14 protein-coding genes are annotated in these 15882 nt (G+C 68.0%); 7 read left to right on the top strand and 7 right to left on the bottom strand.

The annotated features are described in order from the left end of the window. Positions 1-8 precede the first annotated feature (8 nt). Positions 9-770 carry an ABC transporter permease gene (locus PI246_RS12450; RefSeq protein WP_320551612.1) on the bottom strand — a complete coding sequence of 254 codons (762 nt, stop codon included), beginning with the start codon at positions 768-770 and terminating at the stop codon, positions 9-11. Continuing rightward, entirely contained in the window at positions 767-1714 is a 948-nt protein-coding gene (locus tag PI246_RS12445) for an ABC transporter ATP-binding protein (protein WP_320551611.1), read from the bottom strand. The genes PI246_RS12450 and PI246_RS12445 overlap by 4 nt, the downstream gene beginning before the upstream one ends. Positions 1715-1931: 217 nt before the next feature. On the opposite strand from PI246_RS12445, the gene PI246_RS12440 reads away from it, so the two are divergent. From PI246_RS12440 to PI246_RS12430, 3 genes are all read left to right on the top strand, one after another. Next, on the top strand, positions 1932-2210 hold the full coding sequence (locus PI246_RS12440) for a DUF2188 domain-containing protein (protein ID WP_320551610.1): 279 nt from the start codon (positions 1932-1934) through the stop codon (positions 2208-2210). A gap of 67 nt (positions 2211-2277) precedes the next feature. Next, complete coding sequence (dinG, locus tag PI246_RS12435) at positions 2278-4374, top strand: ATP-dependent DNA helicase DinG (protein ID WP_320551712.1); 2097 nt, start codon at positions 2278-2280, stop codon at positions 4372-4374. Continuing rightward, positions 4371-4907, top strand: coding sequence for a HutD/Ves family protein (locus PI246_RS12430; RefSeq protein ID WP_320551609.1), 537 nt, complete (start codon positions 4371-4373; stop codon positions 4905-4907). Before dinG ends, PI246_RS12430 begins: the two co-directional genes overlap by 4 nt. A gap of 144 nt (positions 4908-5051) precedes the next feature. Here PI246_RS12430 and PI246_RS12425 read toward each other — a convergent pair whose 3' ends face one another. After that, on the bottom strand, positions 5052-5339 hold the full coding sequence (locus PI246_RS12425; RefSeq protein ID WP_320551608.1) for a hypothetical protein: 288 nt from the start codon (positions 5337-5339) through the stop codon (positions 5052-5054). Positions 5340-5524: 185 nt separating this feature from the next. Here PI246_RS12425 and PI246_RS12420 point away from each other — a divergent pair, with 185 nt between their 5' ends. The 3 genes from PI246_RS12420 to PI246_RS12410 are packed head-to-tail and all read left to right on the top strand — an operon-like array spanning position 5525 to position 6745. Further along, positions 5525-6058: a lipocalin family protein gene (locus PI246_RS12420; protein WP_320551607.1), complete on the top strand. Its 534-nt coding sequence runs from the start codon at positions 5525-5527 to the stop codon at positions 6056-6058. Beyond that, positions 6048-6440 (top strand): YchJ family protein, encoded by a 393-nt coding sequence (locus tag PI246_RS12415; protein ID WP_320551606.1) that lies wholly within the window; start codon positions 6048-6050, stop codon positions 6438-6440. Before PI246_RS12420 ends, PI246_RS12415 begins: the two co-directional genes overlap by 11 nt. Then, complete coding sequence (locus PI246_RS12410) at positions 6437-6745, top strand: hypothetical protein (protein WP_320551605.1); 309 nt, start codon at positions 6437-6439, stop codon at positions 6743-6745. Before PI246_RS12415 ends, PI246_RS12410 begins: the two co-directional genes overlap by 4 nt. Here the strand turns inward: PI246_RS12410 and PI246_RS12405 are convergent. The 4 genes from PI246_RS12405 to gltB form a co-directional block, all read right to left on the bottom strand. Further along, entirely contained in the window at positions 6742-7536 is a 795-nt protein-coding gene (locus PI246_RS12405) for an SDR family NAD(P)-dependent oxidoreductase (RefSeq protein WP_320551604.1), read from the bottom strand. The two genes, PI246_RS12410 and PI246_RS12405, sit on opposite strands and share 4 nt — an antisense overlap. A gap of 187 nt (positions 7537-7723) precedes the next feature. Then, complete coding sequence (locus tag PI246_RS12400) at positions 7724-8494, bottom strand: NRDE family protein (RefSeq protein WP_320551603.1); 771 nt, start codon at positions 8492-8494, stop codon at positions 7724-7726. 76 nt (positions 8495-8570) lie between these two features. Further along, complete coding sequence (locus PI246_RS12395; RefSeq protein ID WP_320551602.1) at positions 8571-10007, bottom strand: glutamate synthase subunit beta; 1437 nt, start codon at positions 10005-10007, stop codon at positions 8571-8573. Then, positions 10004-14455 (bottom strand): glutamate synthase large subunit, encoded by a 4452-nt coding sequence (gene gltB, locus PI246_RS12390; RefSeq protein ID WP_320551601.1) that lies wholly within the window; start codon positions 14453-14455, stop codon positions 10004-10006. The genes PI246_RS12395 and gltB overlap by 4 nt, the downstream gene beginning before the upstream one ends. Positions 14456-14702: 247 nt before the next feature. Between gltB and PI246_RS12385 the strand changes: the two genes are divergently transcribed. Continuing rightward, entirely contained in the window at positions 14703-15869 is a 1167-nt protein-coding gene (locus tag PI246_RS12385; protein ID WP_320551600.1) for a murein hydrolase activator EnvC family protein, read from the top strand. The last annotated feature ends 13 nt before the right edge of the window (positions 15870-15882 follow it).

The following is a 15882-nucleotide window of genomic DNA, read 5'->3' as shown; positions in this document are numbered from 1 at the left end:
GGCCCGGGTCACGCCTTGAGTTTCCAGCCCGTACGGAAGATCCACCAGACGGCGCCGATGCATACCAGCAGGAAGCCCAGCGTGGCCGACGCGCTCAGCACCACGTCGACGTCGGCCTGGCCGTAGAAGCTCCAGCGAAATCCGTTGACCAGGTACACCACCGGATTGAACAAGGTGATCTTCTGCCACACCGGCGGCAGCATCGCGATGGAATAGAAGCTGCCGCCGAGGAACGTGAGCGGCGTGATCACCATCAGCGGGATCACCTGCAGTTTCTGGAAGTCGTCCGCCCACAGGCCGATGATGAAACCGAACAGGCTGAAGGTCACCGCCGTCAACACCAGGAAACCGACCATCCAGAACGGGTGCATGATCTGGTAAGGCACGAACAGCCGCGCGGTGGCGAGGATCAACAGGCCCAGGATCACCGACTTGGTCGCGGCGGCCCCGACGTAACCGATGACCACCTCCACGAACGTGACCGGTGCGGAGAGCAACTCGTAGATCGTGCCTGCCCACTTGGGCATGTAGATGCCGAACGAGGCGTTGGACACGCTTTCGTTGAGCAGCGACAGCATGATCAGGCCGGGAATGATGAAAGCACCGTAGCTCACACCGCCGATCTGGCCCATGCGCGAGCCGATGGCCGCGCCGAACACCACGAAGTAGAGCGAGGTCGACAGCACCGGCGATGCGATGCTCTGCATCAGCGTACGGCCGGTGCGGGCCATTTCGAAGCGATAGATGGCGCGGATCGCGTGCAGGTTCATGCGCCGTTCCTCAGCAGGCTCACGAAGATCTCCTCCAGCGAGCTCTCGCTCGAGTGCAGGTCCTTGAAGTCGATGCCCATCCCGCCGAGCTGGCGAAGCAGGTCGGCGATGCCGGTATCGTCGCCCTGCGTGTCGAAGGTGTAGGTGAGCGTCTGGCCGTCGGCGGAGAGTTCGAGCGGCCAGTGCGCCAGTTCCGCGGGCACGGCGGCGAGCGGCGACTGCAGTTGCAACGAGAGCTGCTTCTTGCCCAGCTTGCGCATCAGCGTGTGCTTGTCTTCGACGATGACGAGCTCGCCGCGATCGATGACGCCGATGCGATCGGCCATCTCTTCGGCTTCTTCGATGTAGTGCGTGGTGAGGATGATGGTGACGCCCGCGTCGCGCAGGCGGCGCACCATCTGCCACATGTCGTGGCGCAGCTCCACGTCCACGCCCGCAGTGGGCTCGTCGAGGAACAGCACGCGGGGCTCGTGGGCCAGCGCCTTGGCGATCAGCACCCGCCGCTTCATGCCGCCGGACAGCGTCATGATCTTCGCGTCGCGTTTTTCCCATAGCGACAGCTCGCGGAGGATCCGCTCCAGGTGCACCGGGTTGGGCGCCTTGCCGAACAGCCCGCGACTGAAGCGCACCGTGGCCCACACGCTCTCGAACGCGTCGGTGGAGAGCTCCTGCGGCACCAGGCCGATCAGGCCACGCGCCACGCGGGCGTCGCGGACGATGTCATGGCCGTCGACCGTCACGGTCCCCTCGCTGCCGTTGACGATGCCGCAGATGATGCTGATCAGGGTCGTCTTGCCGGCGCCATTGGGGCCGAGCAGCGCGAAAATCTCACCCCGGTGGATATCGAGGTCGACGCGCTTGAGGGCCTGGAAGCCGCTCTTGTAGGTCTTGGACAGGCCTCGCACCGCGACGATGGCGTCAGGGGCCGGATCGTTGGGAGACATGGGGTTCCGTGGGTGGCGGATGGATCGCCGATGGTAATCGCACCGTCGTGAAGACGCAGCCCTGTGGGCGATGCGCGCCCTGGCCAGCGAGCCCGTGCCCGCAAGTCATTGTGATACAACGGTTAACGGGTTTTTTAGCCGATAAGGCGTAGCGTCGTGGTCGAGGGGTCGACGCGGCCCCGCATCGTCAGCGCACCCAACCGACAGCGAGGGTTCCATGGCTTCCAGTTCCGCTCAACTGTTCATTCCGTACAACGAATCGACACAGGGACCGTGGATCGTACGCCGCGCGTCCCTGCCGCTGGGCCGCTACGCGTCCCAGGCGGCCGCGATCGCCGCCGCCGAAGGGATGGCGCCCGACCTCTCCGATCACCTTGGCCGCCCGGTGGAAATCCACGTGCAGCACGCCGATGGCACGTGGGAAGAACACACCTTCGTCGTCGCCGGCCTCGTCGCGGGCGCGCCGGCCAACGGCGTTCACCACCGCCACCTCTGAGCGCCACGGGCTGAGACGGCGATAAGGTAACCTTGTCCGGTTGCCTTATCCGTCCGCTGTCCGCCCGATGCTCACCGAAGACACCAAAGCCACGATCCGTGCCGCGTATGCGCGGCTGAAGGACGGCCTCGCGGGCTTCCGCGGCCGTGCGTCGCAGCTGAAGATGATCGCGGAAGTGGCGAAGGCACTGGCCGAACCGCAGGGTGCGGCGGTGATCGAGGCACCGACGGGCACCGGCAAGTCGATGGCCTATCTCATCGCGGGCCTGGAAGTGGCCCGGGCACAGAAGAAGAAGCTGGTCATCGCCACGGCGACCGTGGCGCTGCAGGAGCAGCTCGTCCAGCGCGACATTCCCCAATACCTCAGCCTCTGCGGCGTGCAGGCGAAAGTCGCGCTGGCCAAGGGTCGCGCGCGCTACCTCTGCCCGCGCAACCTGCGCATGGCCGGCGCCGAGCCATCCGCCCAGGCCGGTTTCGAGTTCGACGCCGAACTGGCGCTCTGGTCGCGGCCGCCCGCCGAGCGGGACACCAAGGCCATCGAGAAGCTCGGCCAGGCCTTCGAGGCCGGCGAGTGGAACGGCGACATCGACAGCAGCCCCGAACCGATCTCCGACCTCGTCCGCGGCATGATCACCACCAGTGCGGGCGGCTGCACCGGCCGCAAATGCGGGTCGTTCGCGGTGTGTCCGTTCTTCCTGGCCCGGCGCGCCATCGGCGAGGCCGACATCGTGGTCGCCAACCAGGATCTCGTGCTGGCCGACCTCACCATGCCGCGTGACGAAGACACCTTCGGTGGCGTCATCCTGCCCAAGCCGGAAGACACGCTGTATATCTTCGACGAGGCGCATCACGTGCCGGGCAAGGCCATCGACCGGGGCGCCGCCGACGTGCACCTGGCGTCGACCATCCGCCGCATCGGCCGCCTGCAGAACCAGATCCACGGCGCGTACTCGTTGACCGACAAGGAGTCCATCGGCAATCTCACCCTCGAGATGGGCGACGAGAAACTGGTGGCGTTGTCGGGGGCGCTGGAGGAGATCGAGCGCGAGATCCGGCTCAGCTGGACACCCTCGTCGAGCGAGACCGAACCGGTGTTCCGCGCATCGCTGGGGCAGTTGCCCGCCCCATGGAAGCACCACGCGGACTACCTGCACCTGCTGACCAAGGACATCCAGCGCTGGCTGCGCACGGTACGGCGCACGGTGGTCGAGATGGAAGCCGGCGGCCCCACGCAGGAAGCCCTTTCGCGCGAACTCGGCGTGGCGCTGGAGCGTCTCGAGCGCCAGGTGCGCACGTGGTACGCGTGGTCGACCGACGATCGCGAAAACGGGCCGCCGCTCGCCCGCTGGGTCAGCATGACGGCCGACCAGCAACTGGTGTGCCATGCCTCGGCGGTGTCGGCGGGCGGCCTGTTGCGCAACGTGCTGTGGGAAAACGCTTCCGCCGTGGTGATGACCTCGGCGACGCTGAGCGCGGGCGGCAACTTCCGCGGCTTCGCCGACGCCGTCGGCCTGCCGGATGCATCGGTGACGCTCAGCCTGCCGTCGCCCTTCGATCTCGAACGGCAGGCCACGCTCGCCGTGCCGGCGCTGCGCACGTTGCCCGACGATCGCGAGGGCCATGCGCGCGAAGTGTCCGAATGGCTGGCGACGCACCTGGACTGGAACGCCGGCAACCTCGTGCTGTTCACCTCACGTGCCAAGCTTGACCGCGTGTTGCAGATCCTGCCCATCGAACACGTGCGCAAGGTGCGTGCGCAAGGCTCGCTGTCGAAGGCGCAGCTCATCGCCGAGCATTGCGCGGACATCGAGGCGGGCAAAGGCAGCACGCTGTTCGGGCTCGCGTCGTTCGGCGAGGGCCTGGACCTGCCCGGCAAGCTCTGCGAGACCGTGGTGGTGACGCAGCTTCCGTTCGCCGTGCCAACCGACCCGGTGGGTGCCACGTATGCGGAATGGCTCGAATCGCGTGGGCGCAACCCGTTCATCGAGGTGAGCGTGCCGGATGCCACGCGCATCCTCACGCAGTATTGTGGCCGCCTGATCCGCACCGAAACCGACACCGGGCGCATCGTGCTACTCGACCGCCGCGTGATCACCAAACGCTACGGCACGGGCATGCTGCGCGCCCTCCCCCCCTTCGCCCGCGAGATCGAGCGCGTCGCATGACCCTGATCCGCTTCGACGACCTCAACGCCATACCCTGGAAGAACGGACTGGGCATCACCCGCGAAGTGGCGGTGCATCCGCACGACGCGGGCATGGATGACTTCCTCTGGCGCGTCAGCATCGCCGATGTCGACACCGCCTCGCCGTTTTCGGTGTTTCCGGGCGTCGACCGGACCATCGTGCTACTCCAGGGCGATGGCTTCACGATGACGCTCGATGGTGCGCGCGAGCACGCGCTCACCGAGCCATGCGTGCCGTTTTCCTTTCCGGGCGAGGCGTCCGTGGCGGTCCGCCTGGCCGGCGGCGCCACGCGCGATTTCAACCTGATGGTCAGACGGAAAGGCGGAACCGCGCGCCTGGAGGTGTGGCAGGGCCCGCTGCGCCACGAGGCGGCGGACGACATCGCCTTGATGCACCTGGCCCGCGGCGAGGCGCGGGTGGGTGGCGAATCGCTCCACACGGGCGACACCGTACGGGGCCCGCACGAGGTCGAACTGCTGCCCGACGCGGTTCTTCTCGTCGTCCGCCGGTAGGACGATCCGGGGCCCCACCTGTCCCGCACGATGCCGGCTGCCGCCGGATCGCCGACACGGTCGGCTCTCATCCCTTCGGGCACGAACTGTCATCCGGCCACATGCCGGCGTCCGCCGATCGATCGGTGCCTACCCGCTTGGCGTTTAAGCCGAGACGCCTGGCTCGCGCAGCCACAGGTCCACCGACGTCAGCTGATACTTCACCGGCGGCAGCGCCGCGAGCCAACCTTCGATGCCGGGAAACACCGGCGTCAGGTCACGCACCAGGTCGGCGAAGCCCTTGTCCCGCTCCGACACGACCAGCAGGTCGTGCTCGGCGTGGAAGAAAAGAAACACGGTGTCGTAAGACGCATCGTCACGGTTGCCCGCCTCCACCCGGCGGACATCGGCGACCGAGCATTCGCGCACGCTCAAGGGACCGGCGACATGCACGATCACCCCATCTACGGGGTCGAAGCGAACGCGTGGGGTCGTGGTCAATCGCTCCCGCAGGCGTCCAACCCACCCTGGCGGTTCGCTTCGATGCATTCGGCCCATCCCCCCGGAAAAACAGCGCGATTCAACCGCGATTCACCCATGGGCCGCATCGTAGAGGGTCGTTTCGCCGGAATCCAGCCATGCCCCCTATGCCATCCAGCCTACCCGTCACCGCCGTGGCCGACCTCGATCTCGCCCGCTACGCCGGCACCTGGCACGAGATCGCCCGGCTCCCGATGTTCTTCCAGCGCAAGTGTGCCGGCCAGTCGATCGCCGAATACACGCCCCAGCCCGATGAGACCGTGACCGTCCACAATCGCTGCCCAGGACAGGACGGCAGGGAGATGTCCGTCCTCGGTACCGCCCGCCGCCCCGACCCCTACGCACGCGGCAAACTGCAGGTCACGTTCGCTCCCCGCTGGCTGCGATGGCTACCGATGGTGTGGGCGGACTACTGGGTGATTGCGCTCGACGACGACTATCGCTGGGCGATGGTGGGGGAGCCGAGGCGGAAGTACCTCTGGATCCTGTCGCGCGATCCGCGCATGGACGTCACGGTTCTGGAGTCACTGAAGGGACAGGCCACAAGCATGGGATACGACCTCAGCGATCTCATCCTGGACGAGGGTGGTTCATGCGTGCGCAAGGCGTCCTCCCCTGCCGATGGCCGCTAACCCCGCAACCTGCCCCTGTGGCACAGGGCGCTCCCTCGCCGACTGCTGCGGCCGCTGGCTAGACGGCGAACCCGCACCCACCGCCGAGATGCTGATGCGATCGCGATACAGTGCCTACGTGCTGGGCCTGGACGCGTATTTGCTCGCCACATGGCACGCGACGACCCGGCCCGCGACACTCGATCTCGCCATGCAGTCGCCCAAGCCACACTGGCTCGGCCTGTCGGTGAAGCGCCACGAAAACCCTACGCCAGACACGGCGGTGGTCGAGTTCGTGGCGCGCATGCGCGTCGGCGGCGGCAGCGCGCAGCGCATGCACGAGGTCAGCCGTTTCGTTCGCGACGACGGTCGCTGGTACTACGTCGACGGCGACGTCACGTGAATACCGATGACACGATCATCTGCGATGCCATCGACGCGATGCGTCTTTTGATCGTCGACTACGGTGGCACACGGCGCCTCGTGCAACCCCACGTGTACGGCGACGACACGCAAGGGCATCGCCTGTTGAGCGCCTACCAGCTCGACGGCGGCAGCAGCTCGGGTGAATCCCGGGGATGGAAGAGTTTCCGGATGGATCGTGTCCGCGCGGTGGCGCCCACGGACGAGCGCTTCCATGCGCCCCGCCCGGAGTTCCAGCGAAACGACGGCGCTTTCGCGCGCATCATCCGCCAGGTGGGTGGTTAGACGACCGACCGCGTCACGCCACCATCGACGCGGATGGCGGCACCGGTCGTGCCCGAGGCCTGTTCCGACGCGAGGTACACGCACGCGTTTGCCACTTCGTCCACGCTGAGCAGTCGCTTGATCAGCGACGTGGGCCGGTGGGTCTGGATGAAATCCTGCTCCACGTCCTTCTGCGTCTTGCCTTGTTCTTTCGCGATCTTGCCGAAGAACTCGCTCACGCCTTCCGAAAGCGTCGGCCCCGGCAGCACGGCGTTGACGGTGACGCCGGTGCCGGCCAGTACCTCGGCCAGCCCACGCGATACCGCCAATTGCGCCGTTTTCGTCACGCCGTAGTGGACCATTTCCGCAGGAATCTGCACGCCGGATTCGCTGGAGATGAACTGCACGCGTCCCCAACCCCGCTCGGCCATGCCTTTGGCGTAATGGCGCGACAGCCGCACGCCCGAATTGACGTTGACCTCGAAAAAGCGCGTCCATTCGGCATCGTCGATGGCAAAGAAATCCTTCGGCTCGAAGATGCCGAGGTTGTTGACAAGGATGTCGGTGTCGGGAACGGCGGCGATGAGCGCCGCGCCGCCTTCGGCGGTGCCCAGGTCGGCGGCGACGCCGGTGAGTCGCGCCTGGGGCACCTCTGCGCGAAGCTGGGCGATGGCGTCGTCCACGCGCGCCTGGGTGCGTCCAGTGATGACGATGCTGGCCCCGGCGGCCGCGAGACCCTTGGCGATGGCCAGCCCGATGCCCGCGGTGGAACCGGTGACGATGGCGCGACGGGTCGAAAGGTCGATGTGCATGGACAGGTTCCCGGAGAAAGAGACGATGGGAACATCGTCGGGGTGGATGGATCGTGGATCAATCGCCGCCACGGCAAAACACTTTCGTTTCGTAGGCGATGATCCGCTCCGCGCCCGGTACCGATGGCGGATTGCCCCGATGCGCGTTAGGCCGCAAGCATCGCCCTTCGCCGTGGCCCCGGCACGTTCAGGGCTGCGGCACGCCCGGCAGGTCCAGCCGCGTTTCGCCTTCGGACAAACCATGCGGGCCGAAGCGGCGTTCGATGATCGTCGTCGCATCGTCGTGCCCGACCAGAATCACGGTGCTCGCACGGGTCCCGTACTGTTCGCCGGCGATGAACGCGCTGGCGAGGAAGCGTTCGCGTTCGATGCCGACGCCGGTATCCGGAAGCAGGTCGTCCGGCCAACCGCCGCGATCCGACAGCAGGTCGAACAGCGACGCGATGTCGCCATCGCTGTCGATCCATGCACCCAGCTTCGCCGTCAGCGCCTGCGTTTTGGGCCACGGCGCGTTGAAGTCGGCATTGGACACGCCGTGGATGCCGTCGGTCACGCGCTGGCGGCGCGCCTCGCGATGGTTGCCGAGGTAGAACGCGTCGTCGCGATCGAACGTGAGCAGGTTGAAAGGCCGGTACGCGGACGCCATCGCCATCAGTTCGTCGGCGTGCGCGGCGGCGGGAAGACTCGAGGCGAGGTAATCCGCCACGAGAAGGCCTCGCGACATGCCCTCATGGGACGCCTGGGGATCACGCACGTTGGTGATGACGCCGACACGTCCCCGCGGGGCTACACCCGCCCAGGTCCCGCCCGCGTGGAGGTCACGACCGGCGAGGATCTGTGGCGCTTCGTCCCACGAGGCGAGGGGCGCCGTGGGGCGCGCATGGAACTCGTCGCGATTGCCGACGAGCACGAGACGCCAGCGCGGATGGGTGCGCCAGGCAAAAGCGATGAGACACATGGAGGGGCGCCGAAGGAACGTTGCCACCATTGTGCGCCTGCGCTGTGGCAGGCGCACCGCCACCGTCGGCGTCGGTTCAGGCGGTCGCGAGCCGGCCTGCGGTCTTGCCGGCCAGCAGGCGAACGATGGACCCCGCCGCCTCGCGACCGTCGTACACCGCGCGCACCACGAGATCGGCCCCACGCACGTTGTCGCCGCCGGCGAACACCTGCGGATGGCTCGTCTGGTGCGGCAGGCGCCCCTCGGCGCCTGTCACGATGCGCCCGCTGCGATCGCGATCGATCCCGAACGGCTCACACCAGTCGGGCGGGCTGGGCTGAAAGCCAAACGCCTGGATGACCACGTCGGCACGCAAGTCCGTCTCGCTGCCTTCGACGTTGCGCGGACGCAGGCGACCGTCGCCCTCGTCCACCAGCTGCGTTTCGACCACACGCACCGCTTTCACCCGTCCGCTGTCGCCGATGAGGGCCACGGGCTGGCGCTGGAAGAGGAAGCGCACGCCTTCGTCGCGGCTGTAGCCGACCTCGCGGCGCGACCCGGGCATGTTCGGCTCGTCGCGACGGTAGACGCAGGTGACGGAAGCGGCACCCAGGCGGATGGCGGTGCGGTTGCAGTCCATGCCGGTGTCGCCGCCGCCGAGCACCACCACGTGCTTGCCGGCGAGGTCGTACGCCGGCGCCGGTGGCGCATCGCGCAGCAGGCGCTCGGTGTTGGCGATCAGGAACGGCAGCGCATCATGCACGCCACCGAGTTCGCGACCTTCGAGTTGGCCGTCGACGTAGGTATACGCACCCGTGCCGACGAAGACCGCATCGTAGTCGGCAAGCAGGTCATCGAAGGTGACGTCCACGCCGATGTCCACGCCCAGGTGGAAGCGCACGCCCATGCCTTCGAGCACGGCGCGACGCGTGCGCACGACGGTCTTGTCCAGCTTGAACGGCGGGATGCCGAAGGTGAGCAGGCCCCCGATTTCGTGCTGGCGGTCGAACACGTGGGCGGCGATGCCCGCGCGGCGCAGGCGATCGGCACAGGCCAGGCCGGCCGGACCGGCGCCGACGATGGCCACGCGCGCACCGGTCTCCTTCACCCGCGACAGATCGGGGCGCCAGCCCTGGCGGAAGGCTTCATCGGTGACCCACCGCTCGACGCTGCCGATGGTGACGGCACCGAAATCGCCTTGCTCCAACGTGCAGGCACCCTCGCAGAGGCGATCCTGGGGACAGACGCGTCCGCAGATTTCCGGCAGCGGATTGGTTTCGTGCATCAGCGTGGCGGCTTCGAACAGACGGCCGTCCTGCACCAGCTTGAGCCAGTTGGGGATGTAGTTGTGCACCGGACACGCGTGTTCGCAATACGGGTTGCCGCAATCGATGCACCGGCCGGACTGCTGGGCAGCTTCATTGGACGCGAAGTCGCCGGAGATCTCGCCATAGCCCAACACGCGCACCGCCACCGGCACGGTGCGCGGCACTTGCCGCGGGATGTCGAGGAAACGGAAGTCTTTCGCGCTCATGCGGCGCTCCTGAGTTCTTCGGCCAGCGCGTCGAGGCTCGCCGCCTTCGGCTTGACCAGCCAGAAACGCTGGAGCAGGCCGCGGAAATCGCCGAGCACGCGACGTCCCCAGGCGCTGCCGGTGAGCTCGGCATGGCGCTCGATGAGCTGGCGCAGGTGCTGCATGTAATGCTCCATGCCCTCGTGCGAGATACGCACGATGTCGACGAGTTCGTGGTTGTAGCAATCGACGAAGTTGCGCTCGATGTCGAGCACGTAGGCAAAGCCGCCGGTCATGCCCGCACCGAAGTTGAGCCCCGTGCGGCCGAGCACGGCGACGACGCCGCCGGTCATGTACTCGCAGCAGTGGTCGCCCGCGCCTTCCACCACGGCCAGCGCGCCGGAGTTGCGCACGGCAAAGCGCTCGCCCGCCTGCCCCGCGGCGAAGAGCTCGCCGCCGGTGGCGCCGTAGAGGCAGGTATTGCCGATGATCGAGGCATCCTGGCTGGCGAACGGCGAGTCGTCGGGCGGACGGACGACGATGCGTCCGCCGGCCATGCCCTTGCCGACGCCGTCGTTAGCCTCGCCGATCAGGTCGATATGCACGCCGCCGGCATTCCAGGCGCCGAGGCTCTGGCCCGCCGAACCGCGCAGACGCAGGTCGATCGGCCGGCCGCCCATGCCGGCGTCACCCCAGCGGCGCGCCACGTCGCCGGACAGGCGCGCACCGATGGCGCGATCGGTGTTGGCGATGTCATAAGCGAACGAGCCGCCGGTGCCGTGCGCGACCGCTTCACGCGTTTGGGCCGAGATGTGGTTGGCCAGCGTGGCGGGGTCACGCATCGGGTTGCGCGCCAGCGCGCAGGCGACATCGACCTGCGTGCCTAGCCCGTCGTCGCTCACCAGCGGGGCGAGGTCGAGTCGCTGCTGCACGGCGGTGACGCCCTCCCGGCGCTCAAGCCGATGACCCTGGCCGATCAGCTCGGCGAGCGACCGCACGCCGAGGCGGGCGAGATGGCGACGCACGTCTTCGGCGACGAAGCGGAAATAGTTCATCACCATGTCGGGCAGGCCGACGAAGTGCTTCTCGCGCAGCACCGGGTGCTGCGTGGCGACGCCCGTGGCGCAGTTGTTGAGGTGGCAGATGCGCAGGTATTTGCAGCCCAGCGCCACCATCGGCCCGGTGCCGAAGCCGAAGCTTTCCGCACCGAGCATGGCCGCCTTGATGACATCGAGCCCGGTCTTGAGGCCGCCATCGGTCTGCAGGCGAACGCGTCCGCGCAGGCCGTTGAGGCGCAGCGTCTGCTGCGTCTCGGCCAGGCCCAGTTCCCACGGGGTGCCGGCGTATTTGATCGACGTGAGCGGGCTGGCGCCCGTGCCGCCGTCGTGGCCGGACACGGTGATCAGGTCGGCGCCCGCCTTGACCACGCCCGCCGCCACGGTACCCACGCCGGCATGCGACACCAGCTTGACCGAGACCAGCGCCCCAGGGTTGACCTCCTTGAGGTCGTGGATGAGCTGGGCGAGGTCTTCGATGGAGTAGATGTCGTGATGGGGCGGCGGCGAGATGAGGCCGATGCCGGGCTTGGCGTAGCGCAGGCGGGCGATGGTGGCATCCACCTTATGGCCCGGCAGCTGCCCACCTTCGCCCGGCTTGGCGCCCTGGGCGATCTTGATCTGCAAGACCTCGGCGTTGACCAGGTACGCCGGCGTGACGCCGAAGCGGCCGGACGCCACCTGTTTGATCTTGGACGCGCGCTCGGTGCCGTAACGCTCGGGATCTTCGCCACCCTCGCCCGAGTTGCTCCGCGCCCCGAGGCGGTTCATCGCGATGGCGAGCGCCTCGTGCGCCTCGGGAGACAACGCGCCCAGCGACATGCCAGCGGAATCGAAGCGACGCAGGATCGCCTCGACCGGCTCGACCTCGTCGATCGGCACCGGGGTGCCCTCGCGCGGCACGAGCAGGTCGCGCAACGCGGACGGCGGACGGGTGTCGACGTGGCGCGCGTATGTCTCGTAGTCGCTCCACTGCCCCGTTCGCACCGCCACCTGCAGGCTGGCGATGACATCGGGGTTGTACATATGGAACTCGCCGCCGTGAACGTACTTGTAGAGACCGCCGGCACGCAGCGCGAGCGCTTCGTCCCAGGCTTCGGCGGCGAGCACGCGCTGCTCCTGTTCCAGGTCGGCGAAGGTGGATCCGCCGATGCGCGACGGCGTGCCGGGGAAGCAGAGCTTCACCACGTCGGACGCGAGGCCGACGATCTCGAACAGTTGCGCGCCGCGATAGCCGGCCACCGTGGAGATGCCCATCTTGGAGAGGATCTTCAGCAGGCCCTTGCGGATGCCGCGACGGTAGTTGCGACCGATCTCGCGGGGCGCGCCTTCGCCACGGCGCAGGTGACCGCTGCGTCCCATGTCGAACAGGCTCTGGTAGGCGAGCCAGGGATAGATGGCGGTGGCGCCGAAACCGAGCAGGCACGCGAAATGATGCGGGTCGCGCGGCGTCGCGGTCTCCACCATGATGTTGCATTGGCAGCGCAGCCCTGCATCCACCAGGCGCGCGTGCACGGCGCCGGTGGCCAGCAGCGCGTGGATCGGCAGCAGGTCGCGGCGCGGGTAACGGTCGCTCAGGAAGACGATGCGCACGCCCCCACGCACGGCGGCTTCCACCGCATCGCACAGGCGGGCCAGGGCCTGCTCGAGCGTGTCGCCCTCGCCGTACATGAGATCGAAGCGCGGCGTGTCGGCGTAATCGGGATGGGCGAGGATCTGGCGCAGCTTGCGCTGGGAGAGGATCGGCGAATTGAGCAGGATCTGCTTCGCGTTGTCCGGACCCAGATCGAAGATATTGCGCTCCTGGCCGATCTGGGTCACCAGCGACATGACCAGCCGCTCGCGGAGCGGATCGATCGGCGGATTGGTGACCTGCGCGAAGCCCTGGCGAAAACGGTCGAACAGCGGGCGCACCTGGCGAGACAACACCGCCATGGGCGTGTCGTCGCCCATCGAGCCGGTAGCTTCCGCTTCCGTTTCGGCAAGCACCTTCAGCACCGATTCGCATTCTTCGCGCGACAGGCCGTAGAGCTTCTGATAGCGGCGCAGTTCCTCGGCGGGCAACGGCTCGGCCGCGAGGCTGGGATCGATGAGATCGGATTCGAGATAGGTGACGCCCTCGCGCAGCCATTCGCGGAACGGCGCCCGCGCACGATGGATGGCATCGATGTCCGCGTCGCGCAGCAGGCGGTGCTCGCGGAAATCCACCGCGATCATCTCGCCGGGGGCGAGGCGGCCCTTGGCGACCACGCGCGCGGAGGGGACGTTCCACAAGCCCGCCTCGGAGGCGACGATCAGGTGGTTGTCGTCGGACAGCGCCCAGCGCGCGGGGCGCAGGCCGTTGCGATCGAGCGTGCACGCCGCGTAACGGCCGTCGCACATGACCAGACCGGCGGGGCCGTCCCACGGCTCGCTGTGCAGGGCGTAATACTCGTAGAAGGCGGCGAGGTCTTCGTCGATGTCCTCGCGCGCGGCGTAGGCCGGCGGCACCAGCACGCGCATCGCGGTGAGGAGGTCCATGCCCCCCATCAGCAGCACTTCGAGCGCGTTGTCGAGGCTTTCCGAATCGGAACCGTCCTGCCTCACGAGAGGGCCGATGTCGGTCAGGTCGACCCGGTCCGAGCGCAGCACCGAACCGCGCGCCTGCATCCAGCGGCGGTTCGCGCGAATGGTGTTGATCTCACCGTTGTGCGCAAGAAAGCGGAACGGCTGCGCCAGGCGCCAGCGCGGCGACGTGTTGGTGGAGAAACGCTGGTGGAATACCACCGCGTCGGCGACCAGCGCCGGATGGCGCAGATCGGGGTAGACGTCGCGCAAGCGCCCGGGGGCCGCCATGGCCTTGTAGCCGATGACTTCGCCCGAGAGCGACACCACGTAGAACTGCGGGTCGTCGACGAGCCGCTGCTCCGCGCGGCGACGGGCGCGGAACAGCGCGGCCTCGAACGCGGCGGTGGAAAGATCGCCACGGGCCTCGACGAACACCTGACGGATGCGCGGCATGGACGACGCCGCGAGGGGGCCGCACGCCTCGGCGTGCGCCGCGACCTCGCGCCAGCCCGACACGCGCAGGTTGACGGCGGCGAGCTCATCGGCGAGCACGGCGGCGGCTTCGTCGGCGCGATCGGGGTCGACAAACACGTTGCCCGCGGCGAAGTGCGTCGCCAGAGGGATGCCGGCCTCGGCGGCGAGCGCGCGTAGCCACTCCACCGGCCGGCGAATGAGCACGCCGCAGCCGTCGCCGCTCACCCCGTCGGCGTTGACGCCGCCACGGTGGGAAAGTTTCGCCAGCGCGGCGAACGCGGTGTCGACGAGCGCGGCGCTCGCGTGCCCGTCGATCTGCGCGACGAGGCCGAAACCGCAGCTGTCGTGCTCGAACGCCTCGTCATAGAGGCGCGGAATGCCTTGCTCCACCATCCGCCTCCTCGTGGCATCGGTATGTGCTGGGATGCAATGCCGGGAGGCATGCGCCTCACTTTAGACACATTTGCCGCGCTGCGTCAAAGCCGCTTAGACGTCCAAATGGAAATTAAACGGAATTCCTAAGAAATCCGGGCGCCGCTGGCCCGGTCGGTCGTGTCCGGCGCCGGGGCCAGGCCAATGCGTCCCAACGGCAGCACGCCCTGCCCGGCCCGCGTCTCCCGAATCGGTGATAATCCCCGGCATGCGCCCACACCACGTCTGTTCTTTCGCCCTCGCCCTCCTCATGCCCACCCTTGCCCCGCCCGCCCATGCGGCGCAGGACGGCAAGGCGCGGACCGAGCAGGCCCAGGCCCGGCAGAAGCTGGACGACGTGCGCAAGCAGATCGACCAGATCACGAAGGACCAGCGCGACACCGCCAACGCCAGGGACAGCGCCAACGCCGCGCTGGCCCGACAGGCCGAGCAGGTCGCCGGCGCCGCCCGTGCCGTACGCGACACCGAGGCCGAACTGGAGCAGCGCAAGCGCGACCTGGAGCAGCTCGGCGCCCAGCGCAACGCGATCCAGCAGGGCCTGGATCGGCAGAAGGGTGCCCTTGGCGACCTCCTGCGCGCCACCTACACCCTGGGCCGCGGCTCCGACCTGCAGCTGCTGCTCGGCGACGAGGACGTGAACCGCATCTCGCGCGCCCTGGCCTACTCGCGGTATTTCCAGCAGAACCGCGTCGAGCGCATCAAGGGCCTGCTCGCGGATCTTTCCCGCCTCCAGGAGGTCGAAGCCGCGATCTCCGCCGAACAGCAGAAACTGGAGACGACCCGGGCCGAGCGCGAAAAACGCGCGGCCGAACTGGAAAAACAACGCGCCGCCCAGCAAAAGCTCGTGGCGGAGGCCGATTCCCGATACAAGGACCAGGCCTCGCGCATCGCCGCCCTGAAGCAGAACGAGGCCGACATGAACGCGCTGGTGTCCCGCCTGCAAAAGGTGATCGACGACGCCGCCAAGGCAGCCGAAGTGGCGCCCCCGCCCAAGGGCGCGCCCCCGTCGGCACCGCTTGGCAACCTGCGCGGCAACCTGCCCTGGCCCGCCAACGGCGCGGTGCACGCCTACGGTAACGGCGTGATCATCGTGGCCCCCCGCGGCAGTGAGGTGAAGGCGGTGGCGCGCGGCCGGGTGGTGTTCGCCAACTTCCTGCGTGGCTACGGCATGATGATCATCGTGAACCACGGCAACGGATTCATGAGCATGTACGGCAACAACGAGACGCTGCTGCACGGCGTGGGCGACATGGTGGAGGCCGGCGAAGCCGTCGGCACCGCCGCGGCGCCGGCCGGCGACAGCGGCGCCTATTTCGAGCTGCGCCAGGGCGGCAAGCCCATCGACGCGCGCGGCTGGCTCGGTAAACGGCATTGATTTCCCCGGAGAA

The sequence above is a fragment of the Luteibacter sahnii genome, assembly GCF_034063545.1.
Lineage (GTDB): Bacteria > Pseudomonadota > Gammaproteobacteria > Xanthomonadales > Rhodanobacteraceae > Luteibacter > Luteibacter sahnii.
The sequence above is the reverse complement of the archived record's forward strand: the minus strand, read 5'-3'. Positions and strand labels throughout refer to the sequence as shown.

Coding starts and splice junctions, on each gene's coding strand:
- PI246_RS12450 (WP_320551612.1), bottom strand. CDS start 770: ATGAACCTGCACGCGATCCGCGCCATCTATCGCTTCGAAATGGCCCGC.
- PI246_RS12445 (WP_320551611.1), bottom strand. CDS start 1,714: ATGTCTCCCAACGATCCGGCCCCTGACGCCATCGTCGCGGTGCGAGGC.
- PI246_RS12440 (WP_320551610.1), top strand. CDS start 1,932: ATGGCTTCCAGTTCCGCTCAACTGTTCATTCCGTACAACGAATCGACA.
- dinG (WP_320551712.1), top strand. CDS start 2,278: ATGCTCACCGAAGACACCAAAGCCACGATCCGTGCCGCGTATGCGCGG.
- PI246_RS12430 (WP_320551609.1), top strand. CDS start 4,371: ATGACCCTGATCCGCTTCGACGACCTCAACGCCATACCCTGGAAGAAC.
- PI246_RS12420 (WP_320551607.1), top strand. CDS start 5,525: ATGCCCCCTATGCCATCCAGCCTACCCGTCACCGCCGTGGCCGACCTC.
- PI246_RS12415 (WP_320551606.1), top strand. CDS start 6,048: ATGGCCGCTAACCCCGCAACCTGCCCCTGTGGCACAGGGCGCTCCCTC.
- PI246_RS12405 (WP_320551604.1), bottom strand. CDS start 7,536: ATGCACATCGACCTTTCGACCCGTCGCGCCATCGTCACCGGTTCCACC.
- PI246_RS12400 (WP_320551603.1), bottom strand. CDS start 8,494: ATGTGTCTCATCGCTTTTGCCTGGCGCACCCATCCGCGCTGGCGTCTC.
- PI246_RS12395 (WP_320551602.1), bottom strand. CDS start 10,007: ATGAGCGCGAAAGACTTCCGTTTCCTCGACATCCCGCGGCAAGTGCCG.
- gltB (WP_320551601.1), bottom strand. CDS start 14,455: ATGGTGGAGCAAGGCATTCCGCGCCTCTATGACGAGGCGTTCGAGCAC.
- PI246_RS12385 (WP_320551600.1), top strand. CDS start 14,703: ATGCGCCCACACCACGTCTGTTCTTTCGCCCTCGCCCTCCTCATGCCC.